Raw genomic sequence first — 25,049 nt, 5'->3', positions numbered from 1 at the left:
GCATCCGATCGTGGCCGACGATCTAGGGTTCGAGCCATGCCCGACGCTGCCGACCAGCCGCGAGATCCCGCCACCGCCGAGGACCCGCCCCGCTTCCGCCGTGAGCCGGTCTCGTTCACCCGTCGCGGAGGACGCCTGACCGAGAAGCAGCAGGACGCGTGGGACGCGATGGCCGAGACGTACGTGCTCGACGTCCCGCGGGCCGGGACCGACACGTCGGTGACCCCCGACTGGCGGGTGGAGCCGGAGCGCGTGTTCGGGCGCACCGCGCCGCTGGTGGTGGAGATCGGCAGCGGACGCGGCGAGAACGTGGTGGCCGCGGCCCAGCAGCACCCGGAGTGGGACTTCCTCGCGATCGAGGTGTGGGTGCCGGGCGTGGCGACGACGCTCCTGCAGGCGCGCGCGGCAGGCGTCACGAACATCCGGCTCGCGGTGGCCAACGCCACCGAGATGCTGGGAACGGCGCTCGAGCCGACGTCGGTGCACGAGCTGTGGACGTGGTTCCCCGACCCGTGGCACAAGAAGCGTCACACCAAGCGACGCCTGGTCACGGTGCCGTTCACCGAGCTCGTCGCGCGGGTTCTCGAGCCCGGCGGGACGTGGCGCCTGGCCACCGACTGGGCCGACTACGGCGAGCAGATGTCCGAGGTCATCGCGGCCAGCCCCCACGTGAGCGGCGGCCCCGTGGACCGGTTCGAGGGTCGCGTGCTGACCAAGTTCGAGCGCAAGGGCCTGGACAAGGGGCGCGTAATCCACGACTTCGCTGCGCAAGTTCTGCAGCACTGACGTCCTACACTGGCCGGATGGACGGCACCGCAACGGCAGACCTGCTCGGCATCACGGACGGCTTCCGCGTGTGGGTCGTCGGCGAGACCGTGGAGGAGCGCTCGCTGCTCGACCCGCTGCCCGAGGGCGTGGAGACGTTCGACGAGTACGTGCACTCCCTCGACGCCACCGTGGTGATCACCGACGACGTGACCGCGTTCGCCGAGCAGGTCGACGAGGTCTTCCCGCAGCTCGGTTCCGTGCCGCTCGTGTGGGTGTGCTTCCCGCCGCACGACCTGTCGGCCGACGAGGTCGCCGAGGTGGTCCACGAGTTCGGCTGGGGCGCCACGCCGCCGGTGCTGCTCGACGACGCGTGGATGGCCATGCGGCTCGCGCAGGACTGAGCCCCCAGGCCTGATCGACACTCAGGCCGAGCCGGCCGCCTCACGTCGCTCGAGACGTCGACGGTCGGCGTCGTGGGCATACCGCGCCAGCTCGATCGCTCGGTCGACCGTCTTCTCCCCCGGGTTCACGACGGACACCCAGCCGTACGCGCCGTAGATCGGGTGCGGGACGAACGTGTCCGTGGCGGCGTGGTCGACGTCGGCCACGCTGAGCTGGCCCGGCGGGTGGCCGAAGAGGTCGGCGTAGGCGTCGGCGCCGACGTTGAGGTTCAGGCGCCAGCGGCCGGGCTCGTCGAGGTTCGAGACGGTGTCGTCGGGGTAGTTCTTCGTGACGATCGTCGTGTGCGGCTGCCGGTTGGTGGGCACCTCACCGTCGGGGGCGTAGTAGAAGAAGTGGTCGCCCCACGAGATCTCGGGGTGGTTGCTGCCCTCCTCGGGCGCGAGCTCGAGCGCGCCGGGCAGGCTCCGCAGCGCGGTCAGGACGTCGTCGATGGCCATGCGGCCAGTCTCGCCCTGCGACGTGCGTCTGGCCAGGGACGCTGGGGCGAGGCGGGACGACGGTCAGTCGGGACGCTGGGACGCGATGAGGTCGCGGTAGGCCTCGAAGGAGTCCTTGGGCGTGCGCACGAGGGTGTCGTAGTCGACGTGCACGAGCCCGAAGCGCTGGGAGTAGCCGGCGGCCCACTCGAAGTTGTCGAGCAGGGACCAGTGGAAGTAGCCGCGCACGTCGACCCCGGCGTCGCGGGCGTCGAGCACGGCGGCCAGGTGGTCGAACAGGTAGCGAGTGCGGCGCTCGTCGCGCACGTAGCCGTCGCTGCCGGGCGCGTCGGCGTAGGAGGCGCCGTTCTCGGTGACGTACACCGGCGGGAGGGCGTCGCCGTAGCGCTCCTTCAGGCCCACGAGCACCTCGGTGAGACCTTCGGGCACCACGGGCCAGCCGAAGTCGGTGCGCTCACGGCTGTCGATCTCGTGCAGCGAGAACGGCAGGTCGGCCGGGAGCGGGAGCCCGTCGCTGGCGGCTTCGCTGCTAACACCAGGCGGCCCGACGAGTTGCGGGTTGTAGTAGTTGACGCCGTAGAAGTCGAGCGGGGTGGCGATGACGGCGAGGTCGTCGTCGCGGTAGCCATCGAACCCAGCCTCCATGCCCTCCCACGGCCAGCGGCCGAGGAGCACGGGGTCGGCGAAGAGGCGGTTGTAGAGGTCGTCGAAGAAGGTGGCGGCCTGCTCGGTCTCGTCGGTGTCGTCGAGGCGCCACACGGGCACGTGGTTGTTGACGATGCCGACGGGTCCGGTGCCGGCGGCGCGCAGGGCCTGCACGGCACGGCCGTGGGCGAGCAGCTGGTGGTAGGCCACCGGCAGGGCGTCGAAGCCGAGCGTCTTGCCGGGGGCGTGCACACCGGCGCCGTGGCCGAGCAGGGTGACCACGACGGGCTCGTTGATCGTCATCCAGCGGGTCACGCGGTCGCCGAGGCGAGCCGCGACGACGGACGTGTAGTCGGCGAAGCGCTCGGCGACGTCGCGGTTCTCCCAGCCGCCGGAGTCCTCGAGCCACTGCGGGGTGTCCCAGTGGAAGAGGGTCGCCGACGGCTCGACGCCCGCGGTGAGCAGTGCGTCGACGAGCCGGTCGTAGAAGTCGAGGCCCTCGGGGTTCACGGCGCCGCTGGGGTCGGGCTGGATGCGCGACCACGAGAGCGAGAAGCGGTAGGCGTCGACGCCGAGGGAGCGCAGCAGGCCGACGTCCTCGAGGTAGCGGTGGTAGTGGTCGCAGGCCACATCGCCGGTGTCGCCGTTCTCGACGCGACCGGGCTGAGCGGTGAACACGTCCCACGTGGACGGGGTGCGTCCGCCGACGTCGACGGCACCCTCCACCTGGTACGACGCGGTGGCGGTGCCCCACGTGAAGTCGGGGCCGAAGGCGCCGGCAAGACGCCCGAGGGACAGGTCGCTGGGGTCGGTGTCGCTCACCCCTCCAGTCTGCCCCTGGATCGGGTCGGTCGTCAGGTGCGGCGACGTCGGCTGAACGCCTCGGCGAGGTCGATCGCGCCGACGATGGCCAGCACCACGCCGAACGGTCGGCCCTGGAACCAGAAGAGCTCGGTGTCGGGGAAGGCCAGCGCCAGCACCGCGCCGGCGACGACGAGCACGACGCCGAGGGCCAGCTGGAAGGTCGCGTTCATGCCCTCACGCTAGGCAGGCCCGCTCCCCCGCGGCATCGGCCGAAGGGATGAGCCGCGGGGTCCTTTCGACGCCGGCTCAGGCCTTCTGGCGCTGCTTCTCGATGAACGTCATGACATGGAAGACGACGAGCGCGGCGATGGTGCCGAGCGCGATGCCGTTGAACACCATGTCGCCGACCTTCAGCTCGGGGTTGCCGATGCCGATGACCAGGGCGATGCCGGCGGTGAGCTGGTTGACCGGAAGGGCGAAGTCGACGTTGTTGTCGATCCAGATCTTGATGCCGACGATGCCGATGAGGCCGTAGAGGGCGATGGTGACGCCGCCGAGCACGCCGGTGGGGATGGTGTTGATGAGGGCGCCGATCTTCGGCGAGAACGACAGCAGGATCGCGATGGCGCCGGCCACCCAGTAGGCGGCCGTGGAGTAGACGCGGGTGGCGGCCATGACGCCGATGTTCTCGCCGTAGGTGGTGGTGCCGGACCCTCCGCCGGCGCCGGCGATCGTCGTCGCAAGACCGTCGGCGAACAGCGCCCGTCCGGTGCGCTCGTTGATGGAGTCGTCGTCGGTCAGCTGCGCGACGCTGCGCACGTGGCCCACGTTCTCGGCGATGAGCACGAGCACGACGGGCAGGAAGGCGGGGATGAACACCCAGCTGATCTCGGGGGTGCTGAACGCGGGCAGGCCGAGCAGGTCGGCCCTGCCGACGGGGTCGAAGTCGAGCGCACCGGTGACGGCGGCGTAGACGTAGCCGGCGACAACGCCGACGATGATCGACAGCCGACCGATGAGGCCCTTGAACACCACGATGGTGAGCACGAGGACGACGAGCGTGATGACCGCCATCCACGGCCCGACCTTCGCGTTGTTGACCGCCGTGGGCGCGAGGTTGAAGCCGATGAGCGCGACGATCGAGCCCGCCACCACCGGCGGCATGAGGACGTTGATCCACCCGATGCCGGTCTTCATGACGATCGCGCCGACCGCCGCGAGGATCACGCCCGTGACGACGATGCCGAACATCGCCACCTCGATCGACGCCCCCGACGCCGCGACCGCTCCGATGGGCGCGAGGAACGCGAACGACGACCCGAGGTAGCTGGGCAGCCGGTTCTGCGTGAGGACGAGGAACAGGATCGTGCCCACGCCGGAGAAGAACAGCGTGGCCGTGACGGGGAACCCGGTGATCGTCGGCACCAGGAACGTCGCCCCGAACATCGCCACCACGTGCTGCGCGCCCAGCCCGATGGTCCGCGGCCACGTCAGCCGCTCCCCCGGTCGGACGATCTCGCCGTCCCGGATCGTCTTTCCGTCGTGGTGCAGGTTCCAGTTCAGGGGCATGGGGGGATTCTGGCGGATGCGCCAGACCCGAAGTTATTCGCCTACCGCTCGACTACTCCTGGGGCCAGACGGAGACGATTCCTTTACCCCGCGGCTTGACCCACAGGTTGACGGCAACCTGTCCCGTCTGCGTCTTGAATGATCCCCGATAGCGCTCCGCGTTGGCCCGAGAAAGGTAGGCGACCGTGCGACCCTCGACCGAGACAGCAACCGCATTGGAGTCGTGCGGGTTGCGAGGCTCGGGCACCAGCAAAGCGAGAAAGGGCTCATTCACCGGGACGCGGCACGACGCCAAAGTCGCCGGAGCATGGCCGCGGGACGCCAGGAGATCGACGAGAGCAGCCTGGTAGTGCGACTCTCCGACGAAGAGTTGTTCCCCTTCGATCGGAGCGAAACTCGCTTCAGTGGAAGGCGACGAACGAAGTCGACTGAGAAAGCCCATGGCGGACGGTAAACACAGTCCGATCTGCTTTGCCGGGAAATGCACTGATCGATGACGAAGGTCCGCTCATCCGTGCCATCGGAGCCATGACCGGTTGCGGCACACTGCAGTCGTGTCCGACCCGATGCGCAGCCTGCTCGACTCACCGCCCGACCTTCCGGTCGTCGCGGGGCTGCCGGCGCTCGCCGACGCGCTCCGCAGCCGCGGGGTCGCGGTGGTCCAGGCGCCGCCCGGCACGGGCAAGACGACGTTGGTCCCGCCCGCCGTCGCGGTAGCCGTCGAAGGACGCGTGGTCGTCACGCAGCCGAGCCGGATCGCCGCCCGCGCCGCTGCCCGTCGGTTGGCACACCTGCTGGGCGAGCCCGTCGGCGAGACCGTCGGGTACTCCGTGCGTGGGGACCGGAAGACCAGCCGACGGACGCGGGTCGAGGTGGTCACCACCGGTCTGCTGCTCCGGCGGATCCAGCACGATCCCGAGCTGGCCGGCGTGGGCGCGGTCGTGCTCGACGAGGTGCACGAGCGCCACCTCGACGCGGACCTCACCCTGGCGCTGCTCATCGACATCCGCGCCAACCTCCGCGACGACCTGACGCTCGTCGCGATGTCGGCCACCATCGAGGCCGAGCGGACCGCCACGCTGCTGGGCGGCACCGGTGATGGCGACACAGCGGCGCCGGTGATCGACATCCCCGGCGCACTGCACCCCGTCGAGTCGGTCTGGTGCCCGATGCCTCCGGGCGCGCGCCGAACCGACGACCGCGGCATCACGCCGGCCTTCCACGACCACGTCGCCGCGACCGTCCGTCGTGCGCTCGCCGAGCACGAGGGTGACGTGCTGGTCTTCGTGCCGGGCGTCGGCGAGGTCGACGCGACCATCCGACGTCTCCGAGATGCGCCCGCCGACGTGCACCCGCTCCACGGACGCCTCTCCGGCGCCGAGCAGGACCGTGCACTCAGCGAGGGTCCGCGTCGCCGCGTGGTCGTCTCGACCGCGGTCGCCGAGTCGTCGCTGACCGTGCCCGGCGTGCGCGTCGTGGTGGACGCCGGGTTCTCGCGCGAGCCGCGCACCGACCACCGACGCGGGCTGTCGTCGCTGGTCACCGTCGCGGTGAGCAAGGCGGCCGCCGAGCAGCGAGCGGGGCGAGCCGGACGACTCGGACCGGGCGCCGTCCTGCGCTGCTGGTCGAAGGAGGAGCACGCGCACCTGGCCGACCACCCCGAACCCGAGATCGCCACCGCCGACCTGACGGCCTTCACCCTGGAGCTGGCGTGCTGGGGCAGCGACGACGTGCGCGACCTGGCGCTCCTCGACCAGCCACCGGCCCACGCCCTGGAGACAGCCCGTCAGGTGCTCCTGGACTTGGGGGCGGTCGACGACGACGGACGGGCCACCCCACGCGGACGGGTGATGGCCGGCGTGCCGGTGGACCCGCGGCTGGCACGGGCCCTCATCGACGGGGCTGGTCTCGTCGGGGCGAGGCGCGCGGCCGAGGTGGTCGCGATGCTCAGCGAGGACGTCCGCGCTCCCGGCAGCGACCTCGTCGCAGCCCTCCGCTCTCTGCGCAACGGAGACCGCTCCGGCTCGTGGCGCACCCAGGTGAAGCGCCTCGAGGCCATCGCGAAGGAGCACGGCGACCACGAGCGCAGCCCGGACGGCGCCCGATCGCTGACCGACGACGTGGCGGTCGGCCTGGTCGTCGCCCTGGCACATCCCGACCGCATCGCGCGCAAGCGCTCCGCCGGCTCGAGCTACCTGATGACGGGTGGCACGGGCGCCGCCTTCGACCGTCGCGACTCAAGCCCACTCGCCGGGCTCGAGTGGCTCGCCGTCGGCGACGCGGACCGACGGTCCGGGGAGCGCGAGGCGCGGATCCGGGCAGCGGCACCGCTCACCGAGGACCTGGCGCTCGAGGCGGCCGGATCGCTGTGGACCGAGGTGGACGACGTCACCTGGTCCGACGGGCGGGTGCTGGCCCGCCGACGCACGATGCTCGGCGCGATCGAGCTTGCGTCCGTCCCCATCAAGAACCCGCCGACCGAAGCGGTGACCGCGGCCATCGGCGAGGCGCTGGAGCGCGAGGGGATCGACCTCCTCACCTGGTCGGAGGCGGCCACGGCTCTTCGCGCCCGCCTCGACTTCCTGCACCGTGCCCTCGGCGACCCCTGGCCCGACGTGAGCGACGAAGCCCTGACAACGAACCTCGACGCGTGGCTCGGTCCGCAGCTCGCGCGGGTCCGCTCGGCGCAGGACCTCCGACGCATCGACGTCGGCGCGGCCCTCCGCGCTCTGCTGCCGTGGCCCCAGGCGGGCAGGCTCGACGAGCTTGCCCCCGAGCGGGTCGAGGTTCCCAGCGGCTCGAACGTGCGGATCGACTACTCCCAGGAGCAGCCCGTGCTCGCGGTCAGGCTGCAGGAGGTCTTCGGCTGGACCGCGGCGCCCACCCTCGCGGACGGCAGGGTCCCGCTCCTGCTGCACCTGCTCTCCCCCGCCCGACGGCCGGCCGCCGTCACGGCCGACCTGGACTCCTTCTGGGACAACGGCTACCCGGGGGTCAGGGCCGACCTGCGCGGTCGCTACCCGAAGCACGCGTGGCCCGACGACCCGCGCACGGCGCCGGCCACCCGACGGACCAACGCGTCCCGCGACCGACGACGATGAGACGTGAAGACATTCGTCCCAGTTTCACCCCCGGCGACCGCCGGGCTCGACTAGCCTGACCACGTCGACGCGCTCCATCGGGGACCGTGATTCGTCACGTCCCCTGCACGACACGTCGACCTCCGCACGCACGATCGTGGGCCGAGGGCCGGCACCAGCGATCGGAACCATGCATGAAGCAGCGCCGGGCAGTCTCCAGGACGGCCGCGCTCGCGGTCGCCGTCGTCACCTCGACCATGACGTGGATGGCGCCCGCCCAGGCCGCCCCAGCGCCACGACCTGTCGCAGCCGCCGTGGCCCCGGTGACGGCCGTCCCGATCGCCAACCCCTGCGGCGCCACGGGCACCGACATGAACGGCACCGGCTGTCGCTACGCCACGGTCGGCACCGACACCTTCAGGGCGCCGTACTACCAGCCGAACGTCACGTTCACGACGTACGGCGCACGGTCGTCCGGCACCTTCCGCGAGTCCCGCGACTGGGGAGGCATGGCGCGGGGGACGCTGAGGCTGACGCCCGGCGCCGACTACCAGGTCAACGTCGGCGGGCCCGCACGAGGTGACACGAAGCAGCTCGGCGGATTCAACGGCGGTGGCAACAGCGGTCGCACCTCCATCGAGTCCGGCTCACTCCTCACCGGCGCGCAAGGCGGAGGAGGCGCGTCCGACGTTCGCGAGGGCACCTACGGCCTGCTCGACCGCCTCATCGTCGCCGGCGGCGGAGGCGGCTTCAGCGGCTGCACGACCGAGGGATGCATCCAGGGCGGTGCCGGCGGCGGCGACAGAGGCTTCGACGGCGACAGCGGGGTCGGCTCGTCGGGCGGCGGGGGCGGCAGCCAGACACAGGCCGGCCGGTCCCCCGGCGCAGCAGGCAGCGCCGGTCGGGGCTTCGGTGGGTCGGGCGCCTCGGGACCGCTCGCGATCTCCGACCCTGGCGCCGGGGGAGGCGGCGGCTACTTCGGCGGCGGTGGAAGCGACGTGGTCTTCGCCGTCAACCCCTCGGGCGGCGGCGGAGGCAGCGGCTACATCACGCCGCGAGCCACCGACACGTCGTCCAAGACCGGTGGTCAGGTCGACGCCTATCCCCTCCCGACCGACCGTCTCGACATCCAGGGCGAGAAGGACGGCCGTGGCCTCGTGACCGCCACGTGGCCGGGCGGTCCGGTCTCGGCGAACGTCACGGTGACCGCGAGCCCCAGCGGTCCGGTCGACCCCGACACGATCGTGACGTTGACCACCAAGGTGACGACCTCCACGGGCGTCACGCCGGTGGGCAACATCCGCTTCGTCGACTTCACCAGGGCCAACGGATCGACGAGCCCCAACGCGCCCGGAGCCTGCCCGTGCTCCAACATCACCGGCGACTTCATCGACAGCACCCAGAACGGCACGTACGTCAAGCGCGTCCGGGCCGGTTCGCTGCCCTACGGCACCGACCACGCGATCGTCGCGATCTTCGACGACCGGTACGGCGAGATCCCGCAGACCAGGTCCGCCCCGGCCACCTACTCGGTCAACGTCCCCCCTCCCCCGGGCGTCGATCTCGGCCTGACGCTCACCGGAGCTCCCAACCCGGTGAAGTCCGGCTCCGACCTCACCTACACGCTCGACGTCAGCAACTACTCGACCACCGCGGCGACGTCGGTCAAGCCCGACGTGTTCGTGCGCAACGTCTTCGGCAACGACGTCGTCCTCGACCTCGCCAAGACCTCGTCGTTCTGCCGGACGACGATCGACGGCGCCACGGCCGTCACCTGCGACTTCGGCGACCTCGCCGCCGGCGCGACCGAGAGCGCGACCATCGTGGCGAGACCCCTGAAGGTCGGGGACCAGGTCGCCTCCGCGAGCCTCTTCCGGCCCGCTCAGACCGACCCGAACCCGGACAACGACTTCATCGAGATCTCGACTGTGGTCGAGGCGGCCGACCCGCCGCCGCCGACCGACCCCTCGGCCGACCTGTCGGTCTCCGTGCAGGCCCCCACCCGGGTGGACGACGGCGACGGCTTCCTCTACAAGATCGGCAGCTACAACGCCGGCCCCGACACCGCGAGCGACGTCACGATCACCGACGTCCTGCCCAACGGGGTCACCTTCGACCCCGACACGACCTCGCCGGAGTGCACGAACGACGCGGGCACCGTCACCTGCGACGCCGGTGACTACGAGCCCGGGCGGATCAAGAACGTGACCATCGGCGTCACGGCCGACCAGGTCGGCACGGTGTCCAACACCGCGACGATCCAGGGCGACCTGGACGACCCGAGCTCGGCCAACAACTCCTCCACCGCGACCACGGTGGTCCGGACCCCGCCGCCGCCGACGGACCTGTCCATCGTGAAGACCGCGCCGTCGCGGGTGGTCTATCGCGCCGACCTCGTCTACGAGATCGCCGTCACCAACAACGGGACGGATGCTGCGGCCGAGGTCGAGGCGACCGACGTGCTGCCCGACGGCACGCGCTTCAAGTCCGCCGGGACGTCGTCGGCCTGCCAGCCTGACTTCCTGCAGCGGGTGGTGACGTGCGACTTCGGCACCGTCGCCGCCGGCGCGACCGAGACGGCCGAGATCGTCGTCGTCTCCGACGTGGTGCGTCGGGTCTCCAACACCGCGACGGTCGCTGGCGATACCGCCGACCCGGACCCGACGAACAACTCCTCCACGGCGTCGACGCTCGTGCAGGACCCGAACTCCCCGGCCGACCTGTCCATCAGCAAGTCCGCGGGTGTGCTGCAGGCAGAGGTCGGCGACGACATCACGTACGAGCTCGAGGTCGGATACGCGGGGCCGGCCAACACGGCGGCCTTCAGGGTGACGGCGATCGACGAGCTGCCCGACGGGGTGACCTTCAAGCGCGAGGGCACGTCGGACGCCTGCACGAATGCCTCGGGCACCGTGACCTGCGACCTGGGCCAGATCTTCGGCGGGACGTCGAAGACCGTCGAGATCGTCGTCACCGCCACCCGGGCGGGCACGGTGTCGAACACCGCCACCGTCGAGGGCCTCGGCGTAGACCCCGATCCGACGAACGACGCGGCGACGGCGGTCGTCCAGGTGACCGCACCGCCGGCGCCGGGCGCTCTCGGCTTCGCGACCTCGGACGTCGAGGTCGACGAGGGCGGCACCGCGACCGTCACCGTCGAGCGGACCGGCGGGACCGACGGCTCCGTGAGCGTCGACTACGCCACCAGCAACGGGACCGCCGGATCGGGCGACTACACCCCCGCCACCGGCACGCTCGCGTTCGCGGACGGTGAGACGACCAAGACCTTCACGGTCGCGACCACGCAGGACACGGCGGTCGAGTCCGACGAGACCGTCACCCTGACGCTGTCGAAGCCCACCGGGGGCGCCACCCTCGGCGGCGACGAGGCGACCGTCACGATCATCGACGACGACGAGGAGCCCGAGCCCCCCGTGGAGCCGGGAACCGTCGGCTTCGCGGTCACCAACACCGACGTCGACGAGGGCGGCACCGCCACCGTCACGGTCGAGCGCACCGGCGGATCCGACGGCGAGGTGACCGTCGGCTACGCCACCAGCAACGGGACCGCAGGGTCCGGCGACTACACGTCGGCCTCGGGCACCCTGACCTTCGCCGACGGTGACACGACCAAGACCTTCACGGTCGCGACCACCCAGGACAGCTCCGTCGAGTCCGACGAGACCGTTGAACTGGAGCTGTCGAACCCCGGCGGTGGGGCCACGCTCGGCGACGCCGACGCGACCGTCACCATCATCGACGACGACGAGGAGCCCGACCCCCCCGTGGAGCCGGGCACCGTCGGCTTCGCGGTCACCAACACCGACGTCGACGAGGGCGGCACTGCGACCGTCACCGTCGAGCGCATCGGTGGCACGGACGGCGACGTGACCGTCGACTACGCGACCAGCAACGGGACCGCCGACTCCGACGACTACACGTCGGCGTCCGACACGCTCGCCTTCGCGGACGGTGAGACCTCGAAGACCTTCGAGGTCGACACCACGCAGGACACCCGGGTGGAGGCCGACGAGACCGTCGACCTGACCCTGTCGAACCCCACCGGCGGCGCCACCATCGGCGACGGCGACGCGACCCTCACGATCACCGACGACGACGACGAGGAGGAGCCCGAGCCGCCGGTCGAGCCGGGAACCCTTGGCTTCTCCGCCCAGGACTACCCGGTCCAGGAGGGTGAGGCAGCCACGATCACCGTGACCCGCACCGGCGGCAGCGACGGCAGCGTCTCGCTCACCTACGCGACCGACGACCCGACCGCCAAGGCAGCTCGAGCCGCCGGGGCAGACGGGTACACCCGGACCGCCGGCACCCTCACCTTCGCCGACGGCGTCACCTCACGGACCTTCACGGTCCAGACCACCGACGACGACGTCGACGAGCCGGACGAGACCATCGCGCTCAGCCTGTCCGACGCCACCGGTGGCGCCACCCTCGACGACGCCGGCGCGACGGTGACGATCGTCGACGACGACCCCGCCGTCACCGATCCCGGCGACGGCACCGACCCCGGCGACGGCACGGATCCGGTTGACGGTGGCGACGGCACCGATCCGATCGACGGTGGCGACGGGACCGATGGTGGGGCCGGCGGTGCGGGCAGCGGCAACGGCACTCCCGCCAACCCCGCCGCCTCGGCCCTCCCCGACACCGGCGGCCCGAATCTCGGGCTACCGGTCCTCGGCACCCTGCTCCTCCTCGCCGGAGCCGCCTTGACCATCGGTCGCCGTAGGCGGGACGCGTAGCCGGCGGGGTCCCATGCCGCCTGCGGGCCCTGACCGCTGCGAGGACCAGAGCTCGCTGAGCAGGGGCCGGGTCCGGTCCGTTCATCCCACCGCCGGCAGATCGTTGCCGTAAAGCACTTGCGCTGCGATGAAACATGTCCGTACCATCGAATGGAACGGTACCGTTCCGTTTCATCCATGTTTCGCTGTGCACCAGGAGCACCATGACCCCGGCAGAAGCCGCAGCGGCCGCCCGTCCGCGCGTGGAGGGCGAGCGCGAGCACGAGATCCTCGAGGCTGCGCTCGACGTCCTCGCCGACGTCGGCTACGACCGGCTGACGATGGACGCCGTGGCCACGGCCGCTCGGGCGTCCAAGGCCACGCTGTACCGCCGGTGGGACACCAAGGCGAGCCTCGTCCTCGAGGCCGTCCTCGCCCAGAAGGGCCCCCTCCCCGTCCTCCCCGACACCGGCAGCCTGCGCGGCGATCTCATCGCCTCGCACTGCGGTCGCGGAGGCCTGACCGACGCACGCCAGATCGCCATCTTCAGCGCCGTGCTCACGGCGCTCGGCCGTGACGCCGAGTTCGCCGACGGCTTCCGCTCTCGCTTCCTGGGCCCCAAGGTCGAGCTGACGCGAGAGATGTTCGTCCGGGCCCGCGAGCGCGGCGAGATCCGCGACGACGTCGACCTCGACATCGTCGGGTCGGCCCTGGCCGGCATCGTGCTGCACCGCGAGTTCGTCATGGGCGAAGTGCCCACCCCCGAGAGGATCACCTCCGTCATCGACCAGGTGATCCTCCCCGCCGTCCTGCGCCACTCCCCCAACCAGACCCCCAAGGACCCCTCATGACCGACACCACCCCCGACACCGGGAGCCACCCCGTCCAACCCGAGGACCTCCCGCCCGAGACCAACCGCAAGCTGGGCTGGGCACTGGTCATCATCTGCATCGCGCAGCTGATGGTCGTGCTCGACGCGACGATCGCCAACATCGCCCTGCCCTACATCGCGGCCGACCTGCGGATCGGCGAGGCGAACCTGCAGTGGATCGTGACGGGCTACGCCCTCGCGTTCGGTGGCCTGCTGCTCCTCGGCGGTCGTCTGGCCGACCTGTACGGACGGCGCCGGATCTTCATCACCGGCCTCATCGTCTTCGCCGTCGCCTCGGCGCTCGGTGGCCTGGCCCAGAACGAGCCGATGCTGCTCGCGTCGCGTGGGCTGCAGGGCATCGGTGCGGCCATGGCCGCGCCCGCCGCCCTGGCGCTGATCACCACCACCTTCCCCGCCGGACCCCTGCGCAACCGGGCCTTCAGCGTCTACGCCGCCCTGTCGGGCGTGGGCGCGGCGATCGGCCTGATCCTCGGCGGCTGGTTGACCGGGCTGGAGCTGGGCAGCCTCGAGGGCTGGCGGCTGACGTTCCTCATCAACGTGCCGATCGGCCTCGTAGCAGCATTCCTCGCGCCGCGGTTCCTGCCCGAAAGCAAGCCGCAGCGTCTCGCCCTCGACATCCCGGGCGCACTCAGCGGCACCCTCGGCCTGGCCGCGCTGGTCTTCGGCCTCTCCCGGGCCGGCGACGAGCGCTACGGCTGGGGTGACACCTCGACCATCGTGTCGCTGGTCGTCGCGGCGGTGCTGCTCGTCGGCTTCATCGTGATCGAGCGCTCCGTCAAGAGCCCGCTGCTGCCCCTGAGCATCTTCGCCAGCCGTGCCCGCTCGGTGGCGTTCGCCTCGATGATGATCACCCCGGCGGCCATGTTCGCGATGTTCTTCTTCCTGTCGCTGTTCGTGCAGAACGTGCTCGGCTACAGCCCGCTGCACACCGGCTTCGCGTTCCTGCCGTTCACGGTCGGCATCGTCCTCGGCGCCACCCTGTCGTCGAAGCTGATCGCCACCATCGACCCACGGTTCATCGCCGGGGTCGGCACCATCCTGGCCGGCATCGCCCTGTTCGGCTTCTCGCGGATCAGCGTCGACGACAGCCCCGCCAACCTCCTGCGCATCGCCGGCGGCAGCGGGTCGTTGAGCGACGACGTGAACTACTGGACGGCCATCGCACCGTTCATCGTCCTGATGGCTTTCGGCATGGGCCTGGTGTTCGTGACCATGACCCTGGTGGCCGTGCACGGCATCCCCTCGGAGGAGTCCGGCATCGGCTCGGGCGTGCTCAACACCATGCAGCAGGTGGGCGGCGCCATCGGCCTGGCTGCACTGTCGACGGTCGCCCTGCACTTCTCGACCAACCGTGGCGAAGAGATCGGGGGCGCTATCCAGGCGGCGTCCGGCTCGGGAGGCGCGCCCGCGCCCGGCGTCGCTGAGCGCCTCAACGAACTGATCGGCCAGGCCGCCTTCACCGAGGGCGCGACGAACGCGTTCCTCGTCGGCGCCTTCATGATCTGGACCGCCTCGGCCATCATCTGGCTCCTGCTGAACGTCAAGCACGACGAGCTCGCCACTGACGGTCCCGAGGGCGTCGCGGTCTGACCGTTCGAGGTCGCGGTGACCCGCGCACGGGCACCCCGGCCCTTCGGCTCAGTGCCCCAGATCTGACTACTGGCGACCCGACGACGGGGCGTTTGTCCGCGACGACGTGTCGGTGCGGCGCGAGTGCGGTGCAAAGGTCACCGGCGCCAGCGCGCCGTCTGGAGCCTCCTGTGCTGCGTCGAACCCGCCGCTCTGGGGCACTATCCCAAGCCGAGCCTCCAAGGCCTGAACTCATCGCACTAGCGAGCCGGCCTCATCCGTCAATAGTCTCCGAAAAGCTGCGCGCCGAAATAGGCCCACTTGTCAAGATTAGGTTCTGCAAGGTGGCTCCGCGTCTACAAGAGAAACGAGATGTCTCTGCAGGTTCGACCATCGTTAACCATCAGCGCGGTCGACCAGAGAGCATCCGGGATGCAGACCGACGGAGCTCGAGCAGGCGTTGGTTGTTCCGATCGCGACGGAGACCTTGCTCAACCCAAAACAGAACCTCTGTGAGATCTTCTGCACGCTCCGCCAGCTTGGCCAAGTTGAAGCAATCACTGACAGTTGTCTGATTCTCTCGCGGATGCCATCCCTCACAGAGAGCCCGAAGGAAGTCTCGTTTCTGCTTCGAATCGACTCGCAGGCGTCCAGTCTCGGACCGATCGCGTATCGAGCGCAAGGATTCGGACAACCCTGCGTAGCGCCTCTCGGCGTGCGTTGACGCTTGTGCAGCGGCCCTCAGTTCGCCTACGCCGTCGCCAAGTTCTGCACAAAGCTTGGCAAGCTTCAACCACGCATCAGCATCGTCGGGGCGTCTCGCTAGGTAGGCCTGGTAACTGGTTTTTGCAGCAACCTTGCCCTGTCCGTCTGCACTTCGCTGGAGATCACCGAGGTACATCCAGGACTCAGGGTATTTACGCGCGACGTATTCCCCGATCGCAATCGCTTCGCTGAGTTCATTCGACTTCAACTTCGCAGCGTTGTCGTAGAATCGATGCACGTGAGGGCCGAACCCGGTTTTGGTCACGTTGTCTGAGACCGCACCGAACATGTGAAGGAATTTAGCATCTTCTTCCACGGACTGGATCAAATCCGAGAACTGCAACTGACCAGTCCCAAACCGATAAGCGGCAGCCGGAACGTGGAGAAAACTCTCCGCATCGACGTCAGAGTACGCTCGCTCAATCAAGGAGCTCTCCTCGAGATGCCTAAGCGCGGCTGCAACGTCCATGCGCACATTGGCAGGTCTGGTCATAACGGCCTCAAGTGCGATCGCCGGGATTCGCGCACGCCACTTACAAAGCGTAAAGAAAATCCGCTGCGCTGACGGGTTCAGGCGATTAAAAGATCNTCGCTTGGACCGAGCGACCTCACCTAGTGCGACCTTCACAACATAGGGGTGCCCACCCGATTCGCGATAAAGGGAATCAACCCATGTCGAACTCTGTTCGAGGACAGCAAGTATGTCCAGATTCGCGCCGGCGATCTTGACCAGAGAGTCAAATTCCTCACGCGACATCCCTTCCACATCAAGTGGCCAATCACCTTTGAACTCACGATGCCGCGTAGTTATCAAAACCTTGTTTGGCAAACGCGCAAACTCGCTGATTTCACGAAATAGTTGCGGAGGATTATGTACTGTCTCGAAGTTGTCGAAGACGTACACGACCGGTCCTATGTCGCTCCGCGTCAAGGAGTCGAGGAACCCTTCAACTAGAACATCAGCTGGTTCGGAGAGCCGCGTTGGTTCCACGTAGGACCAATACTGGCGCGCGAACTGCGAGAGACTTTGGCCAGCTGGCCTGACCGCGAGAGGCCCACGTACAGGGTCTAAATCGATGTCGCGGGCGCTGAACCACAAGACCGCGCTGAAGGCTTCAGATTCTGCTAGCTCATGGAGGACTTGCAGCGCCAGGGACGTCTTCCCGATACCGCCTGGCCCGTTGATCGCAACCACGGGATGCCGCGCATCTGCGAGCACCGATTGCAAGTCTTGTTCTAGCGCTTCGCGAGATACGTAGTCGGTTCGCGGCTCGGGGAGATTAGTCAGGACGTTCCCAACCGCTCGCAGTTCGGCAGATCCGTGAGTTTCACTGAGGGGGAGTTCACGCGGTGGCCTGACAAATGCCGAGAGGTTGCCCCAACGTTTAGCGCCAGAGGTGTAGGAGATCTCTTCATACCGGTTCTTGTTGTCTTGTGCGTCGCCATTCGGAAGAAAGAAGTCGTTCACGTCCGCCGTGGTTGTGAGCAACTCCACGCATCGGCAGGATTCGCCAATCGATACGTACGTGCCGTCAGCGAGGTCGAACGGGTCGGCATTCAATGCTGAAGAGGTGCTGGTCATCGGATGCACTTTCGGCACGCCCGCAGCGGTCCGGCGTATATGCCACCAGGGCCAGGAAAGGCACTCGAGATTCCGAGTGACAATAAGGATCGATTCGAGCAGTGGAGGTCCGGCTTTCGCTTGCCAGGCCACCAGATCAGCGCCGTGACCCCGCGTCTTGTTTCGAAGAGTCGCAAATAGTTGGAACCACTGCGCGAGGGAAGTTTTCCCGAGCGCCGCATCCGTCGACAAGCTGGGGAAACAACCGATTGCCTCCAGAAGCTTGTCAATGGCTTCGCGTTGCCAATTTTCGCTCTCGCGGCCAAAGCGCTGCGTCAGGGACGTGTGAAATCCGCGAGCTTCAGTGTCTAACAGACGGAACACTGGCGCCGTAGTCAAGTCTTGGATGACCCGACCCCAGGATCCAATGCCGTCCGCCCGGAGCAGCTCGTACTTTTTGGCGTAGGCGATCTGTGCATCATCTTTTTCGGGATCGAGACTTGCAATCAGCGACAAGGTCGTCAGTTTCGAAATGAGTTCGCCCAGCAAGAGCAACGACGTATAATGAGTGGCATCGCTATCGAAGCTTGCATCTCGGACCCGGTCCAGCATTCTCAGGACAGGACGCGCGACGTCCTGCTCAGACGCAATATCGATCCCTTCGATGCCAGAGTCTCGAGTCGAAGGTTCCACGTCTCGGTTATGGGACGGTTCTTGCACGCCTTCCGCGTATGCCGCTGTCGTTGAAGATGAGCTTCCGTGGAGAATCCTCGAGATGTGCTGGGAGGCTGGGACGCCCTTATGAACAGCATGGATGAGGGTGAGGCGCGCAAGTGGGCCCCCGCAACGCATCTCAATCCGGGGAAGCGCGTCTCGAATTTGGGCTTCTGATGGGTCCCGAAAGGATACGCCGAGNCCCTTTATCTGCCCAACGCGAGCAAGAATCAAAGTCTCAATTCCAGCCTTCACGAACTTGGGGTCGAACCGGAGGCCGACGAGCCGAAGCAGACCAATCTTTTCCTGCTTCTGCATATTGCGTACCGACCACCTCAACTCCTCGAGGGACAAAGCCTGTAGATCTTGATCGCGCACTTGTTCGAGATCTGAGTTGCCGACTTCCATGATGCCCATCCCCTCCAGGACTCTCTGCCGGACACTCAAGTTACAGGCTCGATGGATCGCCCCATCTGTGACGGGAAGACAAGATTCCGCTAACCACTGACACATCTAACGATGCTCGCCACAAGATTTGACTGGAGAACGCTGTCGTCATCTGCCTCTTCGACGGTCCTTGGGCGGATCACCAGATCGAAGGGTTTGAAGCCGGTCTCAATACGCCAAGCTCCCTGCTTGCTGACTGATGGGCCCCGACTTGAAGGCACCTCCCGACCACACGGGGGCGCTGCTTCACGGATCTGGGGCAGGTCGGGTGACAGTCGGCCAACTTGCCAACCCACGTTGCTCCGCCGCTAGTGACCTGGTGCTCCCGGTGGGAGTCGAACCCACACTGGGGCGGGTTTAAGCCGCCTGCCTCTGCCATTGGGCTACGGGAGCGCGAGGTCAGCCTAGGCCGATGTCGGCTCCGCCCGGTGGGAGCGACGGTCAGTCGACACCGACCCAAGCGAAGAACTCCTCGGCCGAGATCACAGGCTTGCCGTACTCGCGGGCCTTGCGCGCCTTGCCCGACTGGGTTCCGACCTCGGCGACGACCAAGAGGTCGCACTTCGTCTTCGTCACGTTCGCGGCGGGGACGAGGCCGGCGTCACGGGCGAGGCGCTCCATCTCTTCGCGCTCGAACATCCGCCCCGACGGCGAGCTGGCCGTGCCGGTGAAGCAGACGCGCGCGCCGGGTTGCAGCACGTCGGACGCGGACGGATTCGCCTCGTTGACCGCAGCCACCAGCTCGTCGACGAAGCGCTCGCCGAGCAGACCCTCCACCGCCCGCAGGCGCTCGACCAGCTGCGGCGACAGCCGCGACGCCTTCGTCGCGACGTTGGCCAGCCGCGCCACCACGGCCTCGGCCACCACGGCCGGGGGCGAGCCCTCACCTGAGTGGTCCGCGCCGTCGAGCAGGGCGGCGCTGATGCTCGTGCTCGCCTCCACCAGTGCAGAGAGAGTCGGGAGCCGGTCGGTCGAGGGCGGCGCGAGGTCGGGGTCGCGCGTGAGCAGGTAGCTGGGGTCCGGAAGGCTCTCGGCCGGCTCGAAGGGCGTCGACGACGCAAGCGCGACGCCGGACTCCCGCAGCCGCACGAACGCCGCGAGCATCGCGCGGGCGCGATCGGCAGCACGGCCCGACGACTCCGCCACGCGCTCCTCGGACGACAGCGCGCCATACGGCACCTCCACGCCGAACGGCATCGGCACCACGTGCTGCAGCCGCTTGAGCTCGAAGTCGACCTTGGCCAGCGCGTCGTCGACCCGCACCCCCACCGGCGTCACGCCCTCGAGCAGCGGCGCGAGGACTGCCCACGCCTCCGGCAGCGTCGGCGCGAGAAGCACGTCGTCGGCCGTGATGGCGAACCGCGAGCGGGCGTCGGCCAGGTCTCGCTCGGGGTTCACGAGGGTGCTCACCGCGGTGCCGTCGTCGAACGCGACGGCCAGCTCGATCGGACGCGGTCGCGAGAACGTCCCTTCGTCGCCGACGAAGCAGACGCCGAGCGCGGCGAACCGGTCGGGCGCGGTGCGAGCGACGGATCCGGACAGGAACCGGGTGACCCGACGGTCGGTGCGCAGGTGCCGCGGCTCGATCGGCTTGCGCAGCACCAGCCCCGCCATCGACGTCGCGCGGCTCAGCGCCACGTACACCTGGCCGGTGGCGAACACGCCGCCCGTGAGGTCGACGACGAGCCGGTCAAGCGTCTGCCCCTGGCTCTTGTGGATCGTGATCGCCCACGCCAGCCGGCACGGCAGCTGCGTGTAGGTCCCGACGACCTCGCGGCTCAGCGAGCCGCCGTCAACGACCGGGCGCGTGACCTCCCACGTGTACGCGCCGACCGTGACGACGGACCCGTCGGCCAGCTCCACGTCCAGCTCGCGCTCGCCGTCGACCACAGCCGTGTCGACGATGCGACCGAGCGTCCCGTTGACCCACCGGTCGCTCGGGTCGTTGGTGAGCAGCATGATCTGCGCGCCGACCTTGAGGTGCAGCACAGCGTCGGTGGGCGGGTCGAAGCCGCCGACGTCGCCGCTCTCCCGCGCGACGTGCGTGACGGCCTCCCCCGGCAGCCGCTCCAGGCGCTGGCGGTTGCGCGACGTAACGATCGAGTTCGACGGCGCGAGCGTCAGCCACAGCTCGTCCTCGGGCGGCTCGAAGTCGGCGTCGACGCGGGTGTTCAGCTCCGCCCGCGCGGCCTCGAGGAGCACGCCCTCACGCACCGCGTTGAGCAGCGACGTCAGACGGTCGTCGCCGAGCTGCCGGAACACGGTGGTGAGCGCGACGGTCGGGAACGCGTCGCGCCTGAAGCAGTGTGCGGAGTAGAAGTACTCGGTCTCGTAGTGTGTGCGGAAGAACTCCGCCTCGCGGTCGCCGACGATGGGCGGCAGCTGCAGCAGGTCGCCGACCAGCACGACCTGCACGCCGCCGAACGGCTCGCCCTCGCGCGGGCCGAAGCGTCGCAGCGCCGCCTCCACCATGTCGAGCACGTCGGCCCGCACCATCGACGCCTCGTCGACCACCAGCGTCTGCAGGCCCCGGATGGCCTTCGTGAACCGGCCTGGCCGGTAGTCGCCGGAGCGCACGTCGGCCAGCGTCGTGGTCGGACGGAAGCCGAACAGCCGGTGGATCGTGTAGCCCTCGACGTTCAGCGCCGCGATGCCCGTGGGCGCGGCCACCACCACCCGTCGCTCGGTGGTGGCGAGGAAGTGCCGCACCAGCGTCGACTTGCCCGTGCCCGCCTTGCCGGTGAGGAACAGGTGGCTGCCCGACTCGAGCAGCTCGAGCGCGCGCTCGATCTCCGGCGTGATGGTCAGGTCGGGCACGGGGTCAGGGTGTCATGGGCGCCGACAGGTCGACGGCGTCAGGCCTGGCCCCAGATCCTCGGACCCGCCTCGTGCGCGACCAGGTCGCCGAACACGACCTCCCGTGCATCTCCATCGCCCTCGAGGCGGTAGGGCAGGTGGACGACCAGGCACGCACCCTCGCTGTGCTCGAGCTCCACGCGGAGGGCGTCCGCACCGTCGAGCAGAACGTCGGCCACGAATGCGACGGCGCGCAGCTCGTCGGCGTTCGCCCCGGCGCCCGCGTAGAGCGCCTCGAGCACGGACGTTGAGTCCGGGTGGTCGCCCTCGTCCGGGTCGGCGCCCAGCAGACGCTGCTCCCCCGCCCGGTCCAGTGCCGCCCCGAACGGGTACAGCTCGCCGTAGCGCTGCAAGGTCTGCTCGGCGAATCCCACCGCCCCGTTGAGCAGCCCGTTCAGCTCGTCCTGCGCGTCGTCGCTCCCTGAGGTCATCCGGCAACCCTCGCACCCGGCCATGCATCCGACAACCGTCCAGACGCGAAGCGGCCCCCGACCTGCGTGAGGTCGAGGGCCGCGTCGGGCTGTGCTTCGGGTCAGGCGCTGAGGCCGGACTCGATCGTCTGGAGCTCGTCGTCGGTGAGCTCGAGGTCGGCGGCCTCGGCGGAGTTCTTCGCCGACTCCGGACGCGAGGCGCCGGGGATCGGGACGACGACGGGCGCCTGGGCGAGGTGCCAGGCGAGCGCGACCTGGTGGGGGCTCACGCCGCGGGCGTCGGCCACCTGCTGGAAGGCGGAGTGGTCCGAGCCGAAGTCGCCGGCCTTCTTGATGCCGCCGAACGGGCTCCACGGCAGGAACGCGACGCCGATCTCGGCGCAGTGCTTCAGCTCGTCACGGCTCGACAGGAACGCCGGGCTGAACTGGTTCTGCACCGACGCCAGCTTGCCGCCGAGCACCTCGTTGGCCTCGTCGATCTGCGCGACCGTGGCGTTCGAGATGCCCGCGTGCTGGATGACGCCCTCGTCGAGCAGCTCCTTCAGCGCGCCCACGGACTCCGCGTACGGGACGTCCGGGTCGGGGCGGTGGAACTGGTAGAGGCCGATCGACTCGACGCCGAGCCGCTGCGCCGACGCCTTCGCCGCCTCCTTGAGGTACTCGGGGCGCCCGTTCTGCGTCCACGAGCCGTCGCCGGGGCGCAGGTGGCCGCCCTTCGTCGCGACGAGCACGTCCTGGCCGCCCGAGTGGCTCTTGAGCGCCTCGGCGATGAGCGACTCGTTGTGGCCGACCTCGCCCGCGTCGCGGTGGTAGGCGTCGGCGGTGTCGATGAAGTTCACGCCGGCGTCGAGCGAGGCGTGGATCGTGGCGATGGAGCGCTCGCGATCGGGCCGCCCCTCGATGGACATCGGCATGCCGCCGAGGCCGATCGCGCTGACGGTCACGGGTCCGATGGTGCGCTGCTGCACAGGTCCTCCTGAAGTGGGTGGGAAGTGGTCAAACCTTCAATTTCCACCGTACGTCGGGATCTCAGGGACGCCAGCCGAGTGACCGGTCGGGCGGTAGGCAGCCCGCGGAACCAGCGCCCCCGGCGGTAGACCATCCGCGGTATGACGGCCTTTATCCGCGACCCACCTACCGCTCGGCGGGATTCCGCGGCCTACCTACCTCTCACGGCCGAGGCGGGTCAGGAGACGTCCACCTGGTTCATGAGCGACTCCCCCGCGACGAGACGACGCACCTGCTCGCGCACGAGGGGCTCGATGCGCTCGAGGCGGGTGGCCACCGCACCGCCCACGTGGGGCGCGATGAAGACACCGGGCGTGGTCCACAGCGGGTGATCGTCGGGAAGCGGCTCGGGGTCCACGACGTCGAGCGCCAGCCGCACGCGGCCCGACGCGGCGTGCTGCACGAGTGCTTCGGTGTCGGCCACCTTGCCGCGCGCGACGTTCACCAGCAGCGCGCCGTCGCGCATGGCCGAGAGGAACGTGTCGTCGACGAGGTGGTGGGTGGAGTCGCCGTACGGCACGGCGACGATCACGACATCCACGTCGGCCAGCAGCCCGTGCACCTCGTCGATGCCGTGCACGTGGCCACGGTCGTCGTCACGCGCACTCGACGCCACCCGCACCATCTCCACGCCGAAGCCGTCGAGCCGCGCCGCCACCTGCTCGCCGATGCCGCCGACGCCCAGCAGCATCACGCGCTTGCCGAGCAGGCCGGGGCGGGCCTCGTCCTTGGCCCACCGGCCTTCGTCGCGCGTGGCGTTGCGCGCGAAGTCGTCGAGGCCGCGCAGCGACGCCAGCGTCATGGCCACCGCCAGCTCGGCCGTCGGCGCCTCGTGCACGTCGACCGCGTTGCACCAGGTGATGCCGTCGGGCACGTTGCCGATCGCGTCGTCGTAGCCCAGGGACTGCGCCTGCACCGCCTTCACCCGCTCGACGTCGAGCACCGACAGGTCGCCCGTGAGCTGGTACGGACGGACCGCGAGGTCGAGCACGACGTCGGCCGGAGGCTTCCCCGCGAAGTCCCACACGTGCAGGGTGGCGGTGCCGTCGGACTCCAGGTCGGCGAAGAGGTCGCGGGTCGTCTCGTCGGGAAGGCTCAGCTGCAGCGTCATGCCTCCGATCATGCCCGCCGCCCGCCCCGCGCCCTACCGTGGGTTCGTGAGCACCTGGGGCATCGTCGCGGCCGTCGTCGGAGGCCTCGTGCTGCTTTGGCTGGTGCTCGTCGTCGCACTGTGGCTCGCCGCGCGCCGCGACTCCCGCGACGTCGACCTGCGCGACCTCGTCCGCCTCGTCCCCGACCTGGTGCGCCTCGTCCACTCCCTCGCCCGCGACCCCGCACTCCCCCGCGGCGTCCGCGTCAGACTCGGCGCGCTGCTCGTCTACCTGGCCCTGCCCATCGACCTCGTGCCCGACGTCATCCCCGTGGTCGGGTACGCCGACGACGTGGTCGTCGTCGCGCTCGTGCTGCGGTCCGTCGTGCGTCACGCCGGACCCGACGCCATCGAACGGCACTGGCCGGGGTCCGATGCAGGGCTCGCCGCGGTGCTGCGCTTGGCGGGCGTCCGGCGCGAGGCGGCCTGACGTGGACCACCGCAGCCGCCTCGAGGACGAACGCCGGTCGCTCCTGCGGGCCATCGCCGTCCGCGACGCCGACGTGGCCGGCATCGTGGCCGCTCGCGAGGGATCCAACGTCGACGACGAGCACGACCCGGAGGGGGCCACCATCGCCTTCGAGCGCACCCAGGCCGACCACGCCGCCGCCAACGCCCGACGTCGGCTGGCAGCGGTGGAGGCGGCGCTGCGTCGGCTCGACGACGGCACCTACGGCGTGTGCGAGGTCTGCGGTGAGCCGATCGCGGAGGGGCGACTCGAAGCGCTTCCGGCCACGACGCGATGCGTGCGGTGCGCGTCGGGCCGGAAGTCCTAATCCAGATCAGACCTTGGTCGCGTATTCGAACATATGCTTACTTCTTGTCGGATCTGCCCTCTAGAATGAGGGTAGATCAGCAGGAGGAACCATGAGCGTCGCCGTACTCGACACCCACCCGGTGCCGTCGTGCGTGCGTTCCGCGCGTGAGTCGTTCTCCGCGGTCCCCACGAGTGCGTGGGACGGACTGGAGACCGGCGAGGTCCGCCGTCTGGTCGGTGAGCTGTCCCGGCTGGAGTCCCAGGTCGCGGCCCACAAGATGGCTGCCGCACGCGTGCTGGAGAAGGCCCGCAAGGCCGCCGCCAACGGGGACGGACCGCGACAGGGGACGGGCACCTCGACGGGTGCGACCATCAGCTTCGACTTCGGCGGC

The 25,049-nt window shown here is 69.3% G+C and carries 18 protein-coding genes and 1 tRNA gene; 9 read left to right on the top strand and 10 right to left on the bottom strand.

All coding sequences use genetic code 11. The features are described from left to right. The first annotated feature begins 36 nt into the window (after positions 1-36). Both trmB and ASF38_RS09815 read left to right on the top strand, forming a co-directional pair. On the top strand, positions 37-786 hold the full coding sequence (gene trmB, locus ASF38_RS09820) for a tRNA (guanosine(46)-N7)-methyltransferase TrmB (RefSeq protein WP_055964610.1): 750 nt from the start codon (positions 37-39) through the stop codon (positions 784-786). Positions 787-803: 17 nt separating this feature from the next. Then, positions 804-1,169: a hypothetical protein gene (locus ASF38_RS09815; RefSeq protein WP_055964608.1), complete on the top strand. Its 366-nt coding sequence runs from the start codon at positions 804-806 to the stop codon at positions 1,167-1,169. A 21-nt stretch (positions 1,170-1,190) separates the two neighbouring features. Here the strand turns inward: ASF38_RS09815 and ASF38_RS09810 are convergent, their stop codons facing one another. The 4 genes from ASF38_RS09810 to ASF38_RS09795 all read right to left on the bottom strand — a co-directional run bounded on the left by ASF38_RS09810 (position 1,191) and on the right by ASF38_RS09795 (position 4,685). Further along, positions 1,191-1,667, bottom strand: coding sequence for a DUF6194 family protein (locus tag ASF38_RS09810; RefSeq protein ID WP_056575587.1), 477 nt, complete (start codon positions 1,665-1,667; stop codon positions 1,191-1,193). A 63-nt stretch (positions 1,668-1,730) separates the two neighbouring features. Then, positions 1,731-3,134: a GH1 family beta-glucosidase gene (locus tag ASF38_RS09805; RefSeq protein WP_235497629.1), complete on the bottom strand. Its 1,404-nt coding sequence runs from the start codon at positions 3,132-3,134 to the stop codon at positions 1,731-1,733. A 32-nt stretch (positions 3,135-3,166) separates the two neighbouring features. Continuing rightward, positions 3,167-3,346, bottom strand: a complete 180-nt coding sequence (locus tag ASF38_RS09800) for a hypothetical protein (RefSeq protein ID WP_056553313.1) — start codon at positions 3,344-3,346, stop codon at positions 3,167-3,169. A 76-nt stretch (positions 3,347-3,422) separates the two neighbouring features. Continuing rightward, positions 3,423-4,685, bottom strand: a complete 1,263-nt coding sequence (locus ASF38_RS09795) for a uracil-xanthine permease family protein (protein WP_056575583.1) — start codon at positions 4,683-4,685, stop codon at positions 3,423-3,425. A 566-nt stretch (positions 4,686-5,251) separates the two neighbouring features. Between ASF38_RS09795 and hrpB the strand changes: the two genes are divergently transcribed. From hrpB to ASF38_RS09775, 4 genes are all read left to right on the top strand, one after another. Next, the gene (gene hrpB / locus ASF38_RS09790; RefSeq protein WP_056576489.1) at positions 5,252-7,786 is read left to right on the top strand and encodes an ATP-dependent helicase HrpB; all 2,535 of its coding nucleotides are present in this window, start codon (positions 5,252-5,254) and stop codon (positions 7,784-7,786) included. Between the two features lie 173 nt (positions 7,787-7,959). After that, positions 7,960-12,528 carry a Calx-beta domain-containing protein gene (locus ASF38_RS09785; RefSeq protein WP_056575579.1) on the top strand — a complete coding sequence of 1,523 codons (4,569 nt, stop codon included), beginning with the start codon at positions 7,960-7,962 and terminating at the stop codon, positions 12,526-12,528. A 203-nt stretch (positions 12,529-12,731) separates the two neighbouring features. Continuing rightward, the gene (locus tag ASF38_RS09780; RefSeq protein WP_056575576.1) at positions 12,732-13,358 is read left to right on the top strand and encodes a TetR/AcrR family transcriptional regulator; all 627 of its coding nucleotides are present in this window, start codon (positions 12,732-12,734) and stop codon (positions 13,356-13,358) included. After that, positions 13,355-14,989 (top strand): MFS transporter, encoded by a 1,635-nt coding sequence (locus tag ASF38_RS09775; protein ID WP_056575573.1) that lies wholly within the window; start codon positions 13,355-13,357, stop codon positions 14,987-14,989. Before ASF38_RS09780 ends, ASF38_RS09775 begins: the two co-directional genes overlap by 4 nt. Positions 14,990-16,322: 1,333 nt before the next feature. Here the strand turns inward: ASF38_RS09775 and ASF38_RS19365 are convergent. From ASF38_RS19365 to ASF38_RS09750, 6 genes are all read right to left on the bottom strand, one after another. Then, a partial coding sequence (locus ASF38_RS19365; protein WP_235497625.1) for an ATP-binding protein occupies positions 16,323-17,987 on the bottom strand: 1,665 nt, incomplete at its 3' end. A 785-nt stretch (positions 17,988-18,772) separates the two neighbouring features. Further along, positions 18,773-18,848: transfer RNA gene (locus ASF38_RS09770), tRNA-Leu, on the bottom strand. 48 nt (positions 18,849-18,896) lie between these two features. After that, positions 18,897-21,272: an AAA family ATPase gene (locus ASF38_RS09765; RefSeq protein ID WP_156366889.1), complete on the bottom strand. Its 2,376-nt coding sequence runs from the start codon at positions 21,270-21,272 to the stop codon at positions 18,897-18,899. 38 nt (positions 21,273-21,310) lie between these two features. Further along, a complete protein-coding gene (locus tag ASF38_RS09760) occupies positions 21,311-21,742 on the bottom strand; it encodes a hypothetical protein (RefSeq protein ID WP_056575570.1) in 432 nt (143 codons plus the stop codon). A 101-nt stretch (positions 21,743-21,843) separates the two neighbouring features. Further along, complete coding sequence (locus ASF38_RS09755) at positions 21,844-22,710, bottom strand: aldo/keto reductase (protein ID WP_056575567.1); 867 nt, start codon at positions 22,708-22,710, stop codon at positions 21,844-21,846. 218 nt (positions 22,711-22,928) lie between these two features. Continuing rightward, positions 22,929-23,861 carry an NAD(P)-dependent oxidoreductase gene (locus ASF38_RS09750; protein ID WP_082480669.1) on the bottom strand — a complete coding sequence of 311 codons (933 nt, stop codon included), beginning with the start codon at positions 23,859-23,861 and terminating at the stop codon, positions 22,929-22,931. Positions 23,862-23,907: 46 nt separating this feature from the next. Between ASF38_RS09750 and ASF38_RS09745 the strand changes: the two genes are divergently transcribed. The 3 genes from ASF38_RS09745 to ASF38_RS18070 all read left to right on the top strand — a co-directional run. Continuing rightward, positions 23,908-24,330 (top strand): YkvA family protein, encoded by a 423-nt coding sequence (locus ASF38_RS09745; RefSeq protein WP_056576483.1) that lies wholly within the window; start codon positions 23,908-23,910, stop codon positions 24,328-24,330. Between the two features lies 1 nt (position 24,331). Further along, positions 24,332-24,676 carry a TraR/DksA C4-type zinc finger protein gene (locus ASF38_RS09740; RefSeq protein ID WP_235497622.1) on the top strand — a complete coding sequence of 115 codons (345 nt, stop codon included), beginning with the start codon at positions 24,332-24,334 and terminating at the stop codon, positions 24,674-24,676. Positions 24,677-24,767: 91 nt separating this feature from the next. Then, the coding region (locus tag ASF38_RS18070) for a hypothetical protein (protein ID WP_056575557.1) at positions 24,768-25,049 on the top strand (282 nt) is incomplete at its 3' end.

Origin of the sequence: Aeromicrobium sp. Leaf272 (assembly GCF_001422865.1) — a bacterium.
GTDB lineage: Bacteria > Actinomycetota > Actinomycetes > Propionibacteriales > Nocardioidaceae > Aeromicrobium.
The sequence above is the reverse complement of the archived record's forward strand: the minus strand, read 5'-3'. Positions and strand labels throughout refer to the sequence as shown.

What these genes read in the sequence shown, in the direction of transcription:
- trmB (WP_055964610.1), top strand. Translation starts at nt 37, where the DNA reads ATGCCCGACGCTGCCGACCAGCCGCGAGATCCCGCCACCGCCGAGGAC.
- ASF38_RS09815 (WP_055964608.1), top strand. Translation starts at nt 804, where the DNA reads ATGGACGGCACCGCAACGGCAGACCTGCTCGGCATCACGGACGGCTTC.
- ASF38_RS09810 (WP_056575587.1), bottom strand. Translation starts at nt 1,667, where the DNA reads ATGGCCATCGACGACGTCCTGACCGCGCTGCGGAGCCTGCCCGGCGCG.
- ASF38_RS09800 (WP_056553313.1), bottom strand. Translation starts at nt 3,346, where the DNA reads ATGAACGCGACCTTCCAGCTGGCCCTCGGCGTCGTGCTCGTCGTCGCC.
- ASF38_RS09795 (WP_056575583.1), bottom strand. Translation starts at nt 4,685, where the DNA reads ATGCCCCTGAACTGGAACCTGCACCACGACGGAAAGACGATCCGGGAC.
- hrpB (WP_056576489.1), top strand. Translation starts at nt 5,252, where the DNA reads ATGCGCAGCCTGCTCGACTCACCGCCCGACCTTCCGGTCGTCGCGGGG.
- ASF38_RS09785 (WP_056575579.1), top strand. Translation starts at nt 7,960, where the DNA reads ATGAAGCAGCGCCGGGCAGTCTCCAGGACGGCCGCGCTCGCGGTCGCC.
- ASF38_RS09780 (WP_056575576.1), top strand. Translation starts at nt 12,732, where the DNA reads ATGACCCCGGCAGAAGCCGCAGCGGCCGCCCGTCCGCGCGTGGAGGGC.
- ASF38_RS09775 (WP_056575573.1), top strand. Translation starts at nt 13,355, where the DNA reads ATGACCGACACCACCCCCGACACCGGGAGCCACCCCGTCCAACCCGAG.
- ASF38_RS09760 (WP_056575570.1), bottom strand. Translation starts at nt 21,742, where the DNA reads ATGACCTCAGGGAGCGACGACGCGCAGGACGAGCTGAACGGGCTGCTC.
- ASF38_RS09750 (WP_082480669.1), bottom strand. Translation starts at nt 23,861, where the DNA reads ATGACGCTGCAGCTGAGCCTTCCCGACGAGACGACCCGCGACCTCTTC.